We start from the raw sequence: 17,812 nt of genomic DNA on the forward strand, positions 1-17,812 counted from the left end.
TCTTCCAAGACGGACAGTCGATACCTAGAGTAGTCGGATCGACAGTTATCGTAGTGGGCGGAGGTGTCGCGTGGCTCAAGGTGGTCGCTCAGGTGAGGCGCGCCAGTTGGCGGCGGAACGGCGAGAGGCTGACCGGCTGGCACGGGAAGTTGCCCGTCAGTCCAGAGAGCAGCAGAAGGCTCGACAGGCGGAGCATGTCGCGAAGCAGCAGCGCCTGGCTGAGACGAGAACCGCAGCGTTGGCCAAGGAAATCGATCTACTTGAGAAAGTGCTTGTGAATGTATTAAATCGCCCGACATTGTCTTTTGCCGGACTTGAGGCGAAGTTTGAACCGCCGACTTTTCAGCCAGGACCGTTGGCAACCCCTCTTGCTGAACCGATATGGCAGCAGTACGCCCCTGTGGAGCCCCGAGGGCTTGGACGATTTTTCGGCGGAATGAGCCAGTACCACCGAAACCTCGCCCAAGCGCGACGTTCATTCGAAACTGCAATCGCCGACTTTCAGCGGGCCGAGGGTGAACGTTTGCGCAAGCTAGCGGCGGCCCAAGCTGAGCATCATCGAAAGGTAGCAGAGGCGCGCGCCGGTGCTGATCTGTACAACAACAATCTGGAGGCTCGTCGACAAGGGTTCGTTTTGGGGGAAGCCGAAGCTGTCGAGTGGTTTGTAGATAAGGTGCTTCGGGCTTCTGTATATCCGAAAAGCTTTCCACGTAAGTGGCAGGTTGCGTACCGGCCCGAAAACCGAGACGTGGTTGTTGAGTTCGAGTTGCCGGCGCAGCAGGTGGTGCCGAACGTTCGAGAGTATCGTTACATAAAGAGCCGCGATTCAGTGGATCCTGTGCCCAGGCCGGTAACAGAGGTCAAGCAACGGTACGCGCGACTCATCGCGTCTATGGCGCTCAGGACGCTACATGAGATTTTCCGCAGCACGCCGACCGAGGTCGTCGAGGCTGTGGTATTTAACGGTCGCGTCAGCACCACCGACAGAGCCACTGGTAAGAAAGTTCGCCCGCACCTCATCAGCGTCGAAGCTGAACGATCCGCATTCGCCGAACTGAACTTGGCCGAAGTGGATCCGGCTGCGTGTCTCAAGTACCTCAACGCGTTGGTGTCGCCCAACCCGTTTGACCTGGAAGCGGTCGAACCGTTTATCGCTTTTGATCTCAGAAGATTCAGATTCGTCGACGCTGCGGATGAACTGGCCGGACTCGACTCTCGACGGAACCTGTTGAAACTGTCGCCAACTGAATTCGAGCATTTAGTCAAAGACCTGTTTGCGGCGATGGGGGCAGAGGCTTGGCGGACGGTTCCGTCGAAAGACGGGGGCGTCGACGCCGTCGCAACGAGTAGGAACTTGTTCTTCGGCGGGGTTTGCCTGATACAGGCCAAGAGGTGGACCAAGCTTGTTGGGCTTGACGCTGTGCACGCGCTCACGGGCGTGATGACTGATCACAATGCCACCACCGGTGTACTCGTAACTACGTCGTGGTTTAGTAGGACCAGCGAACAGTTCGCGCAGCGGAACCGAATCACTCTGATCAACGGTGCCGAGTTGAAACATCTAATCAAGGAGCACTTGGGATTTGATGTAATCCCGGGCACAAGTCCGCCGACTAGGATCCGCGCGTCCGATAACAACCAGACTGGCCGGCCCGGACCAGCCGGGTAGATAAGCGTTTGCGCAATTGGGGGCGGCATGTCCACGACGCAACTGGCTGACACGCGCGACGAGGGTTGTCGGGCTCCACTTTGATGCGTGACGCATTGGTGTCAGATTTTGGGTGACACGTCCGGCTAGACGATCACGTGCCTTTGCTTGACTTCGCCTCGGGGCTCAACCCGCGAGACTGTTTTGGTAGCGGATCCACAGCCTCATGATCCATGGGTTGGAGCCTTCGGTTGGCTCAGACGTCACCGGTGGGTTGGGGGCAGACTCTACGAGGTGCAGTAGGGTCCAGGCTAGTCCGAAGCAGTTGTCGTCTCCGAAGCATGTCGTGAGAAGCCGGGCCTCTTCGTTGGTGACGGGTGGGGTGATGGCGTGTAGGAGCTGCTCCCGGTTTTCGAGGTCGGCGTCGGCATGCTCTGAGTCGTCCTGCTCTGAGGGCAGCGGGCCGTGTCGGCAGAACTCTCGGACCTCGTCTGTGATCGTCACGGCTTCTCCTCGGGATTGACTGTTTCGCTCGCCGCATTATCGCGGGGTCGGCGTGGAGGTTCGGGTTTGCGGACCGTGAATCGTGCGATGGGCTTGGTGGTGGTGCGGGGCACTTCGGTGAGGAGTTGGTCGCCGTCGTGGATGCGGAAGGTGGTGTCGGCGGCTTCGACGGTGAGGATTGCTCCGGCGTGGGCGATGTCGACGTGGATGCGTTGGCCGGCGACGACCAGGGTTCCTCGGCAGCTGACGCGGGTTCGACCCGCACCGGTTCGGACGCCGGGATGGGTGGGGGTCCGGCGGGGCGGGCGTCGCGGACGCGGGCGGTCTCGGCCGGGGTGAGGGGGTTGGGCAGGCTGCGTAGCAGGATGCCGTCCGTGGTGATCTGCATGAGGTCGCGGTCGAGTCGGACGGTGACGCGCCTGCCGGCGAAGTGGTAGCCGACGGGGGCGTTGTCGACCGGCGAGGCTGATCAGTCCGGTGGGCGTTGACCAGCCGTTCGACTTCAATTGGGGCGCCGGCGTGGATGGGGCCGGTGGTGATTGGTGGTGGCCCGGCCGGTTGACCATCGTCGGCGCGAAGTTGCCGCAACTCCACCAGCACTCGGCCGAATATCACCCATCAAGTGAAGCCACCGTGTAACGCATCATCCGGAGTCGGACAACGCGCGACGAGGGCTCATGTGAGAACTTTCTGTACGAGATCAAGGCGGCCCGCTTCGCAGGCCGCTCGCGCCGCCGACCAGGGGCCGACCCAACGGGCCGCCGATCGGGGGGCCGCGCCCTTAGCGCAGGCGTACGGGCGCACCCTGAACGGTTTGCAGCCCGCCGGCGGCGCGACATACGAAGAAGTCCGGGCCGCTATGAGTGATGGCAGATCCGGAGCTTTGATATCGATGGCAACGACCAACGTGTGCCTCCGGCGGGGCGCTCAGGCGCTCCAGGATGGTTGGCGCCATCCCAACAACCTCCGTCCGGGCAGAGCCGAGTTGGTGGGGCCTGCTCGGTCAAGGTCGTTCAGACGGTGGGGTGCTTCACCTTGACCGGGCAGGCCCCACCAACTCCACAAGTGTGCGGACGAAGGCCGACGGGATGGCTAGACGCGAAGTGAGGGGAGTCGGGCACAACATGATCAGGCCACGGTCACCCTTCGAGGCCAGCTTGGACTGTCCGATCAGGTGGTCGGACCGAGGGTGTATCTCTGCCAAACTGTGACGATGGGTTCTACCGATCAGACGTCCGGTAGCGAAAGACCGGAGAAGCAATTCGGGTCAAGCGTACGCGGCCCTTCGCGAGCATTCCCGGAGCAGCAGCAGCCGACAGATGGTGTACAGGCCGATGTGGCGGATGAAGTTGCAGCGGTGGAATTTTCTCCGCAAGGAGAGCAACCTGCCTCAGTCTCCGACTCCGCAGATGACCACCTACAAGAAATAGCCAACCGGCTAGAGAGTGATACTGCATGGCTAGACTCGGCAGAGAGACGCCGGCTCATCAGAATCTCTTACTACGTCGGAGGCCTGGTGGTACCCGGCGGGATTGTCGTTGGATTCGCTACATATGTGCTGGCTAAAACGATTAATCCATCGGCTTACTACTATGAGTCGCAGTTCAGGAATATGGCCGCCATCGTTGCGGGGGTATACGCCGCCGCCGTGCTCTATCTCGGGCTGTTCTTCCTGTTCCAAGAACGCCTCAGGGCCCGACGGATGGTCCGGGACCGACTCTTGCTTGCGAAGGCGAAGAAGGAGGTCAGGAAGGCCGAGGATGCGCTGGTGGAACATAAGACCAGTGCCGAGCTGGACCTAGTGTCGTTGTGGGCACTGACTCATCGACGTTTGGACTACTATCACGAGTTGGCTACCAGGCAGGCTGATACAAGTTTCCGGAATGCTCAATTTGCCATGACGGCTGGCTTTGCAATTCTGGCGCTGGCCGTAGTGCTGATGCTGCTGCCGACGTCGACAGCAGGGCGCTTAATAATGGGTTCTTTGGGTGCTGTTGCTGCGCTTCTGGGCGGATATATAGGAAATACATTTCTGCGATCTCAAGAGAACGCAGCCTCGCATCTTCGTGCCTACTTCCTTCAGCCGCTTGAGTTCTCCAGGTATTTGGTTGCAGAGCGCCTGGCGGCCTCGCTCTCGACGGAAAACCGTGACTCCGGATTTCTTGAGATAATTCGCGGCATTTCTGGTGTTCCTGTAGAACATGAGCGGGAATGATAACCGAACGAACGCGTTTCTGTAATCGACACGCCCGATCTTGTGCCGACGATGCAGGCAGCTCTTAATCGATGAGTGCAATTGCTGAGTGGTGGCGGCAAGCTAACCTACGCAGTACAGCAGCAAAGTACAGCAACCGACGGCATCAATCGAACCCTCGATAGCCACCAGTAGACCGTGGACTAGCGGTGCGAGCCGAACCGGACTGCATTGCCGATCCATGGGGGTCAAGGGGTCGTCGGTTCGAATCCGACCGTCCCGACAGCACGAAAAGAGGCCGTCAGCCGGGGTGAAATCCTGGTCGCCAGCCGGGAGTCATTCACGTCCCGCCGACTGCCATGCGGCCCGCTGGCGTCCGCAGCCCGTTGAAGAAATATGACGCGAGGTGTCAGGTTTTGGGTGGAGCATGGGTTCATCGGTCGGCGCCGGTGAGAGGCGCGGACCACGGCGCAGACAGATGCGGAGAGACAAGAACTTCCATGCGCGAAACCCCAGAAGATCTCGAAAAGCTCCAAGCCCTCCTTGACGCCTCCCTTGCCGGCTCCACCGCCCACCTCCGCTCGATCATCAACACCGCGCGCACACTGAACGCGGAGCAGCTCACCCAGGTCCTCACCGGCATGTGCACCCTCGCTCTGTCCAGCGTGACGGCGAAGGGTGAGCCGCGGATCAGCGGTGTCGACGGGCACTTCCTGCGAGGCAAGTGGTACTTCGGCACGGCGCCCGACGCCGCCAAGGCGCGTCACCTCGCGGCGCGGCCCGCCGTCAGCGCCGCACATATGCGCGGTGAGGACCTCGGCGTCTTCACGCACGGCAAGGTGGAGATCCTCAACCCCCGCAACGGCGACCAGGCCACGGACTGGCCGGACGTGCTCGCGTACTTGAAGGACTTCTACGGCGACGACCTCTTCGACTGGGACAACGACGTGGTCTACTACCGGCTGCATCCGCACTGGATGGCCGTCTATGCCCCAGACATCGCAAAGCTCACCGTGGCGTCCCAGCCCTGAGCCCAGGGCCAGTCCTGCCGATCATGGCAGCCCGATGACAGCGGCGACACGACATCCGGTTTCCGCCACTCGTGGTGGTCGGACATCCCTGCGGGCGACCAAGACGGCCGGCAGCGGCGACGGTACGTCCCACACTGCCGGCCACCTAGGTGGATTCATCGAGCGGGACGCCACCAGGGCGTGGTGCCGCCCAGGTCGCGCTGGACGTTGGTGACACAGTGGATGTCGCCACCGGCCGTACCGACGTAGTGCGAGTAGTCCCAGTCCCGGTGCCCGTGCTGATGCCGTTGGTTGGCGGCGTCCGGCAAGTACGTGACGGTCAGGTCCTTGCGCGGGTAGTCGTCGGGCCCGGTCACGACAATTCAGTCGTCGAGCGTCTTCAACAGTCCAAGCGTGCGCGACTCGATCAGGCGGTAACCGGCTTCGTTCGCGATGCGTAGCGCGGCCTTGGCGTGCTCGCGAGCGACGTCGGGCTGCTCGGTGGCCAGGCACACCGCCGCCAGCCCCACCAGCGCACTCGCCTCGCACCACACGAACCGGGTCTGCCGGGCCAGGTCGAGCGCCAGGCGGTGTTCCTGGGCTGCCTCTGCCGGCCGTTCAGCGGCCAGCAGCACGCGGCCGTACGCCTCGCGTGCCCACGCCTCGGTGCCGGCGTCGCCGATCTCCTGCGTCAGCGCCACTGCACGTCGCGCGTCGGCGCAGGCACCTGGTGCGCGGTCCGTCATCGACCACAACAACGCACGTCCGCTGAGCGCCGTCGCCTCGCCGTACTGATAGCCCAGATCGCGGTTGGCGACCAGCGCCCGGTCGTACAACTCCTCGGCGGCTTCCCGGTCTCCACGGTCGCGGCGGATGCCCGCGAGGTCAACCAGAAGTACCGCTTCGTTGTATCGTGAGCCGCTCCGTTCCGCGCAGGCCAGTGCGTCCCGGATGTGCTGGTCCGCCTGTGACAGCGCGCCGAGCTGCCAGTGTGCGAAGCCGAGGTTGGCGAGGGACATGGCCTCGCCGCCGTCGTTGCGGTATTGCCGGTTGAGCTCCAGGGATTGTCGGGCGCAGTCGATTGCGGCTCGGGGGTTGCCGAGGCGCTGGTGCACCGCGCTGAGATTGTTCAACAGGGCCGTGCGTCCCTCCGGCCACCGGTCATGGGCGTTGATGCGGAGGCCGTCGAGGAGATGTTGGCGGGCTTCCTCGTATCGGCCGGCGGTGACGTGGGCGAGGGCGATGCTCAGATGCATGCTGGCCTGGGCTGTCAGGTCGTTCGCGGCCTCCGCGGCGGCCAGCCCTCCGGTGGCTGCGGACAGCCACTCGGCGCGGCGTCCACGCTGGTGGAACCAGGCGCGTAGGGCGTCGGCGAGCTGCCAGACAAAGCGTGCATGCCCGTGGTCGGCGGCGTGGTTGATCGCCGCGATGACATTGGCTGCTTCTGCGTCCAGCCACGCCGATGCCTCGTCGGCATCGGGAAACGATTGTTGCGGGGCCGGCCCGGGGAGCCTGAGGAAGTGGGGGATGAGTTGACGTCCGGCGGCGTCGGCTTTGCTGCGATAGTGCTCAAGCAGACGCTGCCGGGCGTCGTGACGGGTGGTGTCGTCGTCCTCCGTGACGAGCCGGTCCACGGCGTACTGGCGGAGCAGGTCGTGAAACCGGTATCTGTCGCCTCCCTGATGCTCGATCAGGTGTGCGGACGCGAGGGCGCGGAGTGTTCTCGTCGCGACGGGGGGCGCGACCCCCTCGATCGCGGCCGCGACGTGGGCGGTGAAGCTGCCACCGGGGACCAGCCCGATGTGACGGAACATTCGTTGCTGAGCGGTGGGCAGGGCCCGATACGACATCGCGAAGGCCTTCGTGACCGCGCCCTCGTCGGCACCGTCGACGGTCAGGCTGGTGAGAGGACCGCCCTCGTCGAGTTCCTCGGCCAGTCCGGCGATGTGGGGATGGCCGCTCGTCTGCAGGTTCGCCGCCGCTATCCGCAGTGCCAGTGGCAGGTGCCCGCAGAGGTGGGCGAGGCGGGCCGCGGCGCCGGCCTCGACCCGAACGGCCTCGTCGCCGAGCATCGCCGCCAGCAGCCGTACGGAGTCCGTCGGGCTGAGCACGCCCAGCAGCAGAGATCGGGCGCCGGCCCGGACGACCAGCTCGCCGAGTCGGCGACGGCTGGTGATCAGAACGGTGCCGCTGGGCGGGATCAGCGGTATCACCTGGTCAGCGTCACGAGCGTTGTCCAGCACCAGCAGAATCCTGCGGCCGGTCGTCGTCGAGCGGAACAGCGAGACCCGGCCGTCCTGATCGTCCGGAACGACGCGGGGGTCGACACCGAGCCCACCAAGTAGCTGTCCGAGCGCGGCGGACGGCGTGACGGGTGGGCGCTCGACGTCGAAGCCGCGCAGGTCGATGAACAGCTGACCGTCGGGGAAGGCGTCACGTACCCGATGCGCCCAGCGCACCGCCAGCGCCGTCTTGCCGACTCCAGGGATTCCGCTGAGAACCCAGACCGTCGTGGCGCTGGATCCGCCCGACAGCTGGTCGAGACGGGTCATCTCGTCAGTTCTACCGATGAAACCCGGTACGTCCTGTGGCAGCTCTTCCGGACGGTGCGGGACGCTCGACAGCGCGTCGTCGCGTTCCGCCGGCAGCACCGGATCACCCCTGAGGATGAGCCGGTGCAGGCGGCTGAGCTCGCCTGACGGTTCCAGGCCGAGATCGTCGTTCAGCCGGGTGCGGAGATTGCGGTAGACCTCCGATGCTCGATCGGCCTGGCCCTCCAGGTACAGGGCTGTCATGAGCTGGCCGACGAGGCGATGCCGGTAGGGCTGTCCGGCCACCTGGTCGGACACCTCGCGCACCACTCTCCTGGTGCGACCCAGCCGCAGCAGCGCGTCCGCCCGGTCCTCCGCAGCCGTCCAACGGGCCTCGATGAGACCCGAACAGAGCAGTTGGCGTCCGGAATCGTCGACGACGTCGAGCAGTGGCTCACCTCGCCACAGGTCCAACGCCTGGTCCAGCAACTCCACGGTGGTGAGATCGTCGGAAGCGCCTGCGGCCTGCTGGACGAGGGCGGAGAAGCGGTGCGCGTCGACTGTCGCCGGATCGGTGTGCAGCCGGTAGGCGCCGCGCTCGCTCAGCAGCTGCGCGGATGCACCGATCTGCCGGAAGGTGGCCCGTAGGCGCGAGACCATGGCCTGCACCGTCGCTCGTGCGCTGGGTGGGGGCGCCTGCGCCCAGATCAGGTCGATGAGCCGGTCCGCAGGAACCGGTCGATTGGCCTCCAGGACGAGCGCCGCCAGGAGCAACCGGGGCTGTCGCCCTCCGATGGCGACGCGGACACCCTCGGACCAGATCTCCACCGGCCCGAGGACCCGAAACTCCATGTGCACTTCCCTGCCGTCGCTGCGTGTGCGGGCCGGCGCGACTCCTCTGCAAGCATTTTGCAAGATCGCTGCATGCGCCGGCCCTGATTATGGTCGAGCCCGCTGACGGTGAGCGGGCGGTACGAGCGTGCGCTTCGCGGCGCGGCCAGCACGGGGTGGCTGCGAACGACGAAGGGTGCGCAGAGTCCGGTGCGCTCATCCGGGGGGGCGATGAGCGACGCATCGCCGGGGTGCGACGCCTGCTGGCCGAGCACAACGATCCACCGGCCGGACGCGCCGTCCACCGGCCGGCACCGGCACCGGCCGGTGATCGAATAGAGGGAGTGCGATGAGAGACCCCCTGGCCCTGCTCGGCGCGACAGTTGTGCTGGCAGCGGCCGTGTTGACCAGTGGCGCCGCGCAGGCGGCGCCCGATTCGGCCGCGGCGCCAGCCGCCGTGGGAGCCGTCGCGCCGCCGCAGACCGAGCCGCGAGTCGCCACCCCGCCGGTCCCGCAACCGACGCCGTTCAAGGAGGCGCCGCTCAGCACCACCACCGGCAGGACGGCCGCCCCGCCCGACTTCGGCCCCGGGGAACGCGTGCTCTCGGCGTACCACCGGGGGAAGCTCTCCCGCGACGACGCGGTGCGGTACGGCCTGGGCGCGGTGCGCTCGCCCCGGTCGGTGCCGGCGCACCTTCGACCGACCGGGGCCATCCACGACCCGCAGCGATATCTGACATACCTGTCGATGTTGGCGGCGAGCGCCGATCCGGAGGCGGCGCGGACGATCGCGCCAGATGTCGCGGTGCCCGCCGGCGCCGCGACGGCCGCCGGCTACGACGACTGCGCCGCCGAACCGTACGACTACCTCGGGGTCACCTATCGCTGCCGGGCGTCGGCCGGCGAATTCCTCGTCCTCTACAACATCGCCGGCGGAGGCAGGCCGGGCATCCCGGCGGACGCCAACCCGAACGGCCGGGCGAAGGCGGTGCAGCATCTGCTGAACGCGCTCTCGATCGCCGTCGACGAGTATCGCGAGATGGGCTACCCGCTGCCCGTGCGGGACGGCAAGCCCTGGGTGCTGGTCTACGGCGTCGATGAGATCCCGCTCGTCGGCGGGGCCGGCCTGCCGATCGACGCGCCGTTCGTCCTGCCGTTCGGCTTGAACCAGCAGGCGACCATGCTGGTGCCCAACGGGCAGGACGACTGGGACTACCTGCCGCGGCATGAGCTGTTCCACGTCATGCAGTACCAGTACTGGGATCGGTCCGACGTCGGCCTGGACTACCTGGCCCTCTTCGTGGGCGGCAAGGAGTTCGGCTCGATGAACTGGTGGATGGAGGCCACCGCGGAGTGGGCGACCCGCCAGACCTACGCCCGGGCGCCGTACGTGCCCATCCCCGGCGAGGAGAAGCTGTACGCCCGCAACGTCTACGACGTGCTCAGCAAGCCCGGGGCGGCACTGAACTCCTGGGGCGGGCTGGGCGGCGGTCCCCAGTATGGCGCGTTCCTGCTGCCGACCTACCTCACCGAGCAGGTCGACGCCTCCTTCGTGCGACGCACGTGGGAGAGCATCCGGGACCACGACCATCTGCCGATCGAGGCGATCCGGCACACCGCTGAGGGCTACGGCCTGAACTTCGCGGACATGCTCCTCAACTACCACATCGCCAACTATCGACTGGCCAAGGCGAACGCCGCGCCCGCCCCGACCGTGGACGCCTGGCGCATCTACGGCTACTCCGACTCCGACGCGAGCCTGTGGCGCAGCAACCTCACCGGCGCGAGCGGGACGAGCGGCGACACCCTCGGGGGCGCCAGACCGGCCCGCAAGAGTCACTCGACGCCCGCAGGCACCCAGGCGGAGTACCAGGACATCCTGCGTAAGGGCGGTGCTGTCTACCACGACTTCCGCGCGGTCAAGAACTCCGGCGACGCGAGCTGCGGATACTGCTCGACACTGATGGTGGACACCACCAGGGACACCAACCGCAGATCAGCCGTCGTCGTCTGGTCGCCGACGGGAAGCACCGGCACGCTGGCGAAGTACCCGAGCATCCACACCGTGCGCCATCCCGACGCGGGTGGACTGATCACGGTGCCGGACTTCGCGTACCCCATGGTTGCCACTCTGGTGACCACCTGGACCGAACTGGACATCCACTCCGCCGACGCGGACAGCAGCCCGAAGACGTTCACCACGAATGTGGAGAGCGTGCTGCCACTCACCGCCCGCTCGTGCGCGCTGCGCCCGCTCTCGGTGCGCAGCGTCGAGACCACGGTCGAGCCGGAGGGCGCGTTCAACAGATACGCCGCCAGCACGCCGGACGGCTGGACCGGTGGCGACTCCACGTACTCGGTGAAGCTGCCCGACGGCCGGATCGTCTGGCTGTTCTCCGACACCTGGATGGGCCCGCTCAACAGCGACGGCACCCGCCCGGTGAGCGCCCCCCTGGTCAACAACACCTTCGTCGTGCAGAACGGCGCCAGCCTCACCACCTACCAGGGCGGCACCGCCGGGGCGCCGCGGGCGTTGATGCCGCCGTCCGGGCCCGGAAAGTGGTACTGGGTCGGTGACGGCCATCTCTCGGGCGGACAACTTCAGGTGGTGTACCAGGAGTACGAGCGTTTCGGCTCCGGCGCCTGGGACTGGCGGTTCAACCGCAACGTCGTCGCCAACTTCGCCCTGTCCAACCTGCGGACCCCGGTCAGCGTCCGGGAGTTGCCCTCTGCCAGCGGGGTCGCCTGGGGCTCGGGGCTGCTGCCGGCCAGCCGCAGCGGCGACGGCTACACCTACGTCTACGGCGTCGACGACTCCCCGATCAACAAGCAGATGCGCATCGCCCGGGTGTACGGCAGCGACCTCGCCAACGGCACCTGGCAGTACCACACGCCGTGGGGCTGGACGCTCCGCGAGCAGAACTCCCGCAACCTGCTGACCGGCATCGCCAACGAGTACAGCGTCAGCCCCTGGGGCGGACAGTTCCTCCTCCTCAGCCAGGACAGCACCGAGGCGTTCAGCGGGCAGATCAACGCCTGGACGTCCTGCTCACCGTTCGGCCCCTTCACCCAGAAGACCCCGGTCTACCGCATGCCGGAACCCGGCCCCTACGGCAGCTACTGGAACCCCGACGTCATCTCCTACAACGCCCACGTGCACCCCGCGCTCAGCTCCGGTGACACCTTCATCGCCTCCTACAACGTCAACAGCATGGACACCCGCGTCTCCCCGGACGCGGACCACTACCGCGATCCGGGCATCTACCGCCCCCGCTTCTTCCGATTCGTCCTCGGATAACTACTGCGGTTCCGCCGGGCGTAGGACACGCCCGGCGGAACCATCGGGCATCACCGGTACCGGTGTGTGCCTGCAAGAGCGCGACCGCGACGTGGGGGCAGCGACCTCGACGACCTGCGGGACCCCCACGTCGCGGCGTGTCTGGGGGCCGCCGATGCCGGGCGTGCCGGACCCCGGCCACGTACCTGCTCATCGCCGGCGACCTGGCGCCCGCCGGCACCGCCGATCTCGAACCAGGCCTGGTCACCGTCGAGGGGCGGGCCGACCGCGGCCGGCGACGCAACTGGTCAACCGAGCCGGCCCACCCCGCAGTATGTGGCGAAACGGCGCGGGTCCTCGTCCGGGTCCACCGGCCAGTCGGGCCGCCACTCGGGCAGCTGCACCAGCCCCGGCGCAACGAGCGTGTAGCCGGTGAAGAGCCGTTCGATCTCGGGCCTGCTGCGCAGGGTCATCCGGGCGGTGTTGGCGTACCCCTGGTTGTAGGTGTCGCGTAGGGCCAGCGCGTCGGCACGCTCGTCGGAGGAGGCGTGCGACAGGGCGAGGTAGCTGCCCGGGGCGAGCCGGTCGCGGTAGTGGGCGATGATCGGCGCCGGGTCGGTCGTGAGCTGGTGCAGCACGCCGACCAGCAGCACCGCGACCGGCCGTTCGAAGTCGAGCACGTCGCGCAGCGTCGGGTCGTCGAGCACAGCGTCCGGCTGGGTGAGGTCAGCGTGCAGCACCACGGTCCGCGGGTCGTCGACGAGGAGGCGTCGGCTGTGGTTGAACGCCACGGGGTCGATGTCGACGTACGCGACAACGGTGTCCGGGGCGAGCTGGCCGGCGACCTCGTGCACGTTGCCCGCCGTGGGGATGCCGGAGCCGAGGTCGAGGAACTGCCGGATGCCTGCGTCGACGAGCGCGCGGACCGCGCGACGCAGGAACGCGCGGTTGGCCCGCATGATGTGCCCGATGTCGGGCATGGCCTTCTCCATGCGGGCCGCCAGCGCACGGTCCGCGGCGAAGTTGTGCGACCCGCCGAGGAAGTAGTCGTAGACCCGCGCAGGGCTGGGCGTGTCGAGATCCGGGGTGAGGTCCATGACACAAGTGTCAGCCGATACGCCTGTTCCGCGCTGCCCGGCCCGATCGGCGCGGGAGGTGTAGGCGCGATCTGCTCGTCGCTGTAGCGGGCGCGGGTGGTGGTCTTCTCTTCGAATGGCGTGTGCTGGTGGCGATCGGCGCCCTGACGTTCTGCCTGGGCTTTCGGCGATCCGACCGGCGACGACGGGCGGGTCGATCGCCAGCGTCGAGTACCGCCAGGTAGCGGGCGAGTTGGCGTCGTACTCGGCGATTGTGGTTGTGTTCCGCCGGGCACGTCCTGGCGACTGCGGTGGGCGTGCCGGTGTAGGCCTGGTCGAGAAGCGTCAGGCCGTACCTTGGCGGTTGACCCGCCCCTCCCGGGCCACCTTCGACCGGCTGTGGTCGCGCTCGGTGCCGGCTGATCCGGTCGCGGTGCGCTCGTGCCGCTGATTCGGGGAGTGCTCCACGGTGGACCCCTGCCGGCCCCGTGCTCCGCTGCCCGGGTGCCGGCGGCCCCTCGCCGACTCGCCACCGCTGTCATGCTTGTTGCGCTGTTGGCTTCCCATACCCGGGGATACCCGGTGCCTGGGAGCCCATGCTTTCGCGCGACGGCTCGTGAAGGATGTCGCCCTCTTCGAGTATGACGGTCAGCGGCTGAACGGGCAGTTGCCGCCGACGCCCGGTACCAGCCCTGTGAGGCTCAGGGACGACCACTACACAACTCGGTCCTCGGAGCCTCCGCGATTCCGGAGATTCACGCCCAATCCGGTGATAGCTCCAGATTTTCCGTGCCCCACCCGGCCCAGCCGGAACGCTCGACGGATGGAGCAGGGATCGGGAGGGCGGGATCAGGGGCGTCTGCTGTCGGTCAGGCGTGTCCTGTGGTCGCTGGTCGTCGGTGTTGTCGCCGGGACGGTCACCGCACTGACTGGGGCGCCGGAATTGACGCCGCTGGTGATCTGGACAATCGCGGCGGGCACAATCCTCGTGTGGGTGTGGCGGTCCTGCTGGCCGGCGAGCCCGCAGCGTACCGAGCAGCTTGCCGAGGCGGAGCAGCGCTCCCGATCCACCGACACGGCGATCCTGATCGCGTCTGTTGTCAGTCTCGCCGCCGTGGCCGAGGCGCTCGTCCGCGCCTCGGACCGGCAGGACGTGGTGGCTGTCACGCTGGTGATCCTCAGCGTCGTTGCGGTGGTGCTGGCGTGGACGCTGGTGAACACAGTCTTCGCGTTCAAGTACGCCCGGATGTACTACTGCGACGACGGCCGTGGCATGGACTTCAAGCAGGACGATCCTCCGGCGTACGCCGACTTCGCATACGCCGCCTTCACCGTTGGCATGTCCTACGCGCCGGGAGAGAACGAACCGACCAGCAATCGCATGCGCCGGGTGGCGCTCGGACACGCGCTGCTCTCGTACACCTTCGGAACCGGCATCCTGGCCGTCGCCGTCAACCTGGTAACCAACCTGGGCCAGTCGTGACGCACGGGGGATGTCCTTCGCGCGCTGCGGCGACGGAGCCGAGTGGGCGAAATCGACCCGTGCTTCGTCCATGCCGCGACGCGCGGCGGACATCCGCGCGGGCCGCACCAGGAGGGGCGAACGGCGGCGATCGGATCGAGGCTCCGACCGCTTGGGCGCGCCGCGTGACCGCGAGCGTGACGGATGGGAGTGCTTCGGTGAGGGCCGCCGCTAGCAGGAAAGCTGGTTGATGACCACGAGGATGGTCGCGGTGGTCGCGGTGGCCGTGGTTGTCGCGGCGGGCCTGCTGGTCCGCGTGCTGTTCCGGCGTCGCGCCGCTGTTCATAGTTACCGTTGGCTGCTTGCGCCGCTGTACCGCGCGTCCCGACGCCCTGCCGTCGCAGTGCTGCTTCTCGCGGCGCTGTATGCCGGGATCCGCGCATTCCCCGGTTCGGGGCCTCGTGTCGTCCAGCGCGTCGTCGTGGTGCTGTTGATCGCGGCCGTGACGTGGCTGGTGCTTCGCGCCCTGCACATCGCCGAGAGGGCCGCGTTCAGCCGGCTGCCGGGCGAGACACGGGCCGACCGCCGGGCCCGCCGCGCCCGCACCCAGATCCGACCGGTACGGCGGCTCACCTCGGTCGTGGTGACGGTCGTGGCGATCGGCCTGGTCCTGATCACGTTCCCTCCGCTGCGCACAATCGGGTTGTCCGTGCTCACCTCGGCGGGTGTCGTGGGCGCGCTGCTCGGGTTGTCCGCACGCACCGCGCTCGGCAACGCCTTCGCCGCTGCAGATGGTGGATGCGACGCCCCAGACCGTCGTCGTGCAGGTCCAGGCATCGGCGGCCGACGGACCGAGCGCGTGGGACCTTCGCTGCGACGTGCGTGAGGGGCTCATTCGGTACCTGCGCGACCACCACCCCGAGTGGCTGCCCCGCACCCGCGGCGAGTTCCACCCTTGAGCCGCCGAGGTCCCGAGCCCGCTTCTCAGTTCTCCGGCCGGGTACCGGTCGGCCGCCTGGGTGCCTGACCGCGCGCTCGAACCTCCGCCATCCCCTGAGCAGAAGCAGGTCCTCCATGTGTGCTGTTCCGTCAGCTCTCGACGAGATGGAACGATGGGCGCTCGCGCTGGATCTGCGCCGTGGCCCCGCTCCACCGCCGAGTCGTCCGGACGCTACAACATCTCCAGCGGTTGCGGGCCGGCCGGCGGCGGGAACGCCGCGTCGAGTGCCGCCACATCCTCCTCAGCCAGATCCAGGTCGCGCGCTTCCGCGTTCTCCCGTGTGTGTTCGGGGTTGGACGACCGGGGGATGGCCGCTATCGCCCCCTGCCGCAGCAGCCAGGCCAGCGCGACCTGAGCAGCGGTGGCCTCGTGCCGTGCGGCGACCTCCGCGACCTGGGGGTGCCCGAGCAGCCTGCCCTGCTCGATCGGCGAGTACGCCATCACCGGGATCTGGTGCTCGCGTAGCCACGGCAGCAGATCGAATTCCGGACCCCGGCGGGTGAGGTTGTACAGAATCTGGTTGGTCGCGCAGGCGCCCCCGCCCGCCTCCAGGAGGTCCTGCATGTCAGAAAGGTCGAAGTTGCTCACGCCCCACTGCCCGATGTCACCGGCCTCGACGAGTTCGCCGAAAGCCTCGATGGTCTCGGCGAGCGGATGCGCACCGCGCCAATGCAGCAGATAGAGGTCGATGTGGTCGACGCCGAGCCGTTGCAGGCTCCGCCGGCAGGCCCGCACGGTTTCTCGTCGGCTCGCATGGGATGGCAGCACCTTGTCGACCAGAAACACGTCAGCGCGTCGTCCGACGATCGCCTCGCCGACGAGCTCCTCGGAAGCACCGTCACCGTACATCTCGGCAGTGTCGATCATGGTCATGTCCAGGTCGAGCCCGGCGCGTAGGGCGGCCAGCTCATCCCGTCGCCTCGCGGGGCGCTCACCCAGGTACCACGTGCCCTGGCCGAGCACGGGCATCGTCTGGCCGGACGGCAGTTCGATCGCGTCGGCGGCGAGGGTCATGTCGTGACCTTTCCCGAGCCTGGGTACCAGTGGGTTGTCGAGTGCCTTCCCACTGGGACAGCAAGCACTCTCGAGGCAGGACCATTCTCGGCGCAGCGGCGAGCGCATGTCCGGACTGTCTGCCCTCGAACGCGTGCGTCGCCCTGTTTTACGGTGCCGACATCGGGAAGGCGGCCGCGACCGAGCGATGCGCCGCCGACCGGGCGGCACCGCGAAGGGAGGCCCGCAAGATGGCGCAGAGCCAGCAGCGACTGACCGGCAAGCGAGTCGCATGCCTCGCCGCCGACCGGGTGGAGGACGTGGAGTACACGCAGTCGAGGGCCGCTGCGGAGGTCAGGGAGCGGTCTGCAAAACCGCGTACGCCGGTTCGAATCCGGCCACGGCCTCGACTGCCATCCACTGCGGATTGCGGGCGGGATGCTGCCCGGGATGCCGTTGCCGCCGGTTGACGCATGGCGATACCGGGCCGCGCGGTGCAGGTGGTCACATTCTCGGCGGCTACCGCGACCGGTCCAAGAGTGGTCGGCTTCCGGCTGAACGTAGGTGTCACCGCCGCGGCCTGCCCCTCGGCCGGAGCCGCCCGCCGCATCGCGATCGCCGCGCAGTGTCAGCGGCATGAACGCGCACCTGATCAAGCGGTCCTGGCGACCGCGCCGCGCCTGGTCGGCGGTAGATGTGCGTACTGGCCCCGACTCTGTGGCCGTGTGTTATGGGTCGAGTGGTTCGATGACCTGTTTTCGGGCGTGTTGGTAGATGACGGAGCTGCGGAACCCGACGATCTCGCGACGTCCGCTGAACTTGTCCATGAGGAAGGAGTGCAGGCTGTCGACGCTGGGGACGGCGACGTGGACGAGGAAGTCGTCGCCGCCGGCCACGACGTACACCGACAGCACCTCGGGCAGCTCCATCGCATATTTCTTGAAGCCGTCGATGACGGTGCGGCTCAGGGGCCGGACCTGCACGTGCAGCAATGCTTGTACGCCGCGGTTGAGGGCGGCCAGGCTGATCTCGGCGTGATAGCCGGTGATCACGCCGCGGTCCCGCAGTGCGCGCACGCGTTCCAGGCAGGTGGACGGCGCGATGCCGACCGCGCGGGCCAGTTCGCGGTTGGTCTGCCGCGCATGTGTCTGCAGGTGCTCGATGATCGCCGTATCAAGTTCGTCCACGACCGGGATCTTGTCATCTTCTCCGAACGATGTTCGCTTTGAGCTGGTCGGCGCCAACCACCTGCCTACTGTCGATCCCGTTCCGGCGAGCGCACGACA

12 protein-coding genes and 1 tRNA gene are annotated in these 17,812 nt (G+C 67.0%); 7 read left to right on the forward strand and 6 right to left on the reverse strand.

Annotated features, from left to right (window positions below; all coding sequences use genetic code 11):
* Positions 1 to 70: 70 nt before the first annotated feature.
* Positions 71 to 1,669, forward strand: a complete 1,599-nt coding sequence (locus tag ACN27D_RS28445; RefSeq protein WP_358173748.1) for a restriction endonuclease — start codon at positions 71 to 73, stop codon at positions 1,667 to 1,669.
* Between the two features lie 165 nt (positions 1,670 to 1,834).
* Here the strand turns inward: ACN27D_RS28445 and ACN27D_RS28450 are convergent, their stop codons facing one another.
* Positions 1,835 to 2,152, reverse strand: coding sequence for a hypothetical protein (locus ACN27D_RS28450; RefSeq protein WP_358173745.1), 318 nt, complete (start codon positions 2,150 to 2,152; stop codon positions 1,835 to 1,837).
* A 1,213-nt stretch (positions 2,153 to 3,365) separates the two neighbouring features.
* On the opposite strand from ACN27D_RS28450, the gene ACN27D_RS28455 reads away from it, so the two are divergent.
* Entirely contained in the window at positions 3,366 to 4,367 is a 1,002-nt protein-coding gene (locus tag ACN27D_RS28455) for a TRADD-N-associated membrane domain-containing protein (protein ID WP_358173743.1), read from the forward strand.
* Positions 4,368 to 4,846: 479 nt separating this feature from the next.
* Positions 4,847 to 5,377 carry a pyridoxamine 5'-phosphate oxidase family protein gene (locus tag ACN27D_RS28460; RefSeq protein WP_421500459.1) on the forward strand — a complete coding sequence of 177 codons (531 nt, stop codon included), beginning with the start codon at positions 4,847 to 4,849 and terminating at the stop codon, positions 5,375 to 5,377.
* 155 nt (positions 5,378 to 5,532) lie between these two features.
* Here the strand turns inward: ACN27D_RS28460 and ACN27D_RS28465 are convergent, their stop codons facing one another.
* Both ACN27D_RS28465 and ACN27D_RS28470 read right to left on the reverse strand, forming a co-directional pair.
* Positions 5,533 to 5,733 (reverse strand): hypothetical protein, encoded by a 201-nt coding sequence (locus ACN27D_RS28465; protein ID WP_121684713.1) that lies wholly within the window; start codon positions 5,731 to 5,733, stop codon positions 5,533 to 5,535.
* A gap of 6 nt (positions 5,734 to 5,739) precedes the next feature.
* Complete coding sequence (locus ACN27D_RS28470; protein WP_421500460.1) at positions 5,740 to 8,739, reverse strand: BTAD domain-containing putative transcriptional regulator; 3,000 nt, start codon at positions 8,737 to 8,739, stop codon at positions 5,740 to 5,742.
* 328 nt (positions 8,740 to 9,067) lie between these two features.
* Between ACN27D_RS28470 and ACN27D_RS28475 the strand changes: the two genes are divergently transcribed.
* Entirely contained in the window at positions 9,068 to 12,016 is a 2,949-nt protein-coding gene (locus ACN27D_RS28475; RefSeq protein WP_358173734.1) for a hypothetical protein, read from the forward strand.
* A gap of 287 nt (positions 12,017 to 12,303) precedes the next feature.
* On the opposite strand, the gene ACN27D_RS28480 is transcribed toward ACN27D_RS28475, so the two are convergent.
* Positions 12,304 to 13,092: an SAM-dependent methyltransferase gene (locus tag ACN27D_RS28480; protein ID WP_252453497.1), complete on the reverse strand. Its 789-nt coding sequence runs from the start codon at positions 13,090 to 13,092 to the stop codon at positions 12,304 to 12,306.
* Between the two features lie 802 nt (positions 13,093 to 13,894).
* Between ACN27D_RS28480 and ACN27D_RS28485 the strand changes: the two genes are divergently transcribed.
* On the forward strand, positions 13,895 to 14,554 hold the full coding sequence (locus ACN27D_RS28485) for a DUF1345 domain-containing protein (RefSeq protein WP_233585783.1): 660 nt from the start codon (positions 13,895 to 13,897) through the stop codon (positions 14,552 to 14,554).
* 241 nt (positions 14,555 to 14,795) lie between these two features.
* Positions 14,796 to 15,419, forward strand: coding sequence for a hypothetical protein (locus ACN27D_RS28490; RefSeq protein ID WP_421500461.1), 624 nt, complete (start codon positions 14,796 to 14,798; stop codon positions 15,417 to 15,419).
* Positions 15,420 to 15,704: 285 nt separating this feature from the next.
* On the opposite strand, the gene ACN27D_RS28495 is transcribed toward ACN27D_RS28490, so the two are convergent.
* Positions 15,705 to 16,547 (reverse strand): aldo/keto reductase, encoded by an 843-nt coding sequence (locus ACN27D_RS28495; protein ID WP_358173726.1) that lies wholly within the window; start codon positions 16,545 to 16,547, stop codon positions 15,705 to 15,707.
* 295 nt (positions 16,548 to 16,842) lie between these two features.
* Here ACN27D_RS28495 and ACN27D_RS28500 point away from each other — a divergent pair.
* Positions 16,843 to 16,933 (forward strand) — tRNA-Ser (locus ACN27D_RS28500).
* A gap of 321 nt (positions 16,934 to 17,254) precedes the next feature.
* Here ACN27D_RS28500 and ACN27D_RS28505 read toward each other — a convergent pair.
* Positions 17,255 to 17,713 carry an Lrp/AsnC family transcriptional regulator gene (locus tag ACN27D_RS28505; RefSeq protein WP_121684717.1) on the reverse strand — a complete coding sequence of 153 codons (459 nt, stop codon included), beginning with the start codon at positions 17,711 to 17,713 and terminating at the stop codon, positions 17,255 to 17,257.
* Between the last annotated feature and the right edge of the window lie 99 nt (positions 17,714 to 17,812).

It is taken from the genome of Micromonospora sp. WMMD1274, assembly GCF_049179035.1.
Lineage (GTDB): Bacteria > Actinomycetota > Actinomycetes > Mycobacteriales > Micromonosporaceae > Micromonospora > Micromonospora tulbaghiae.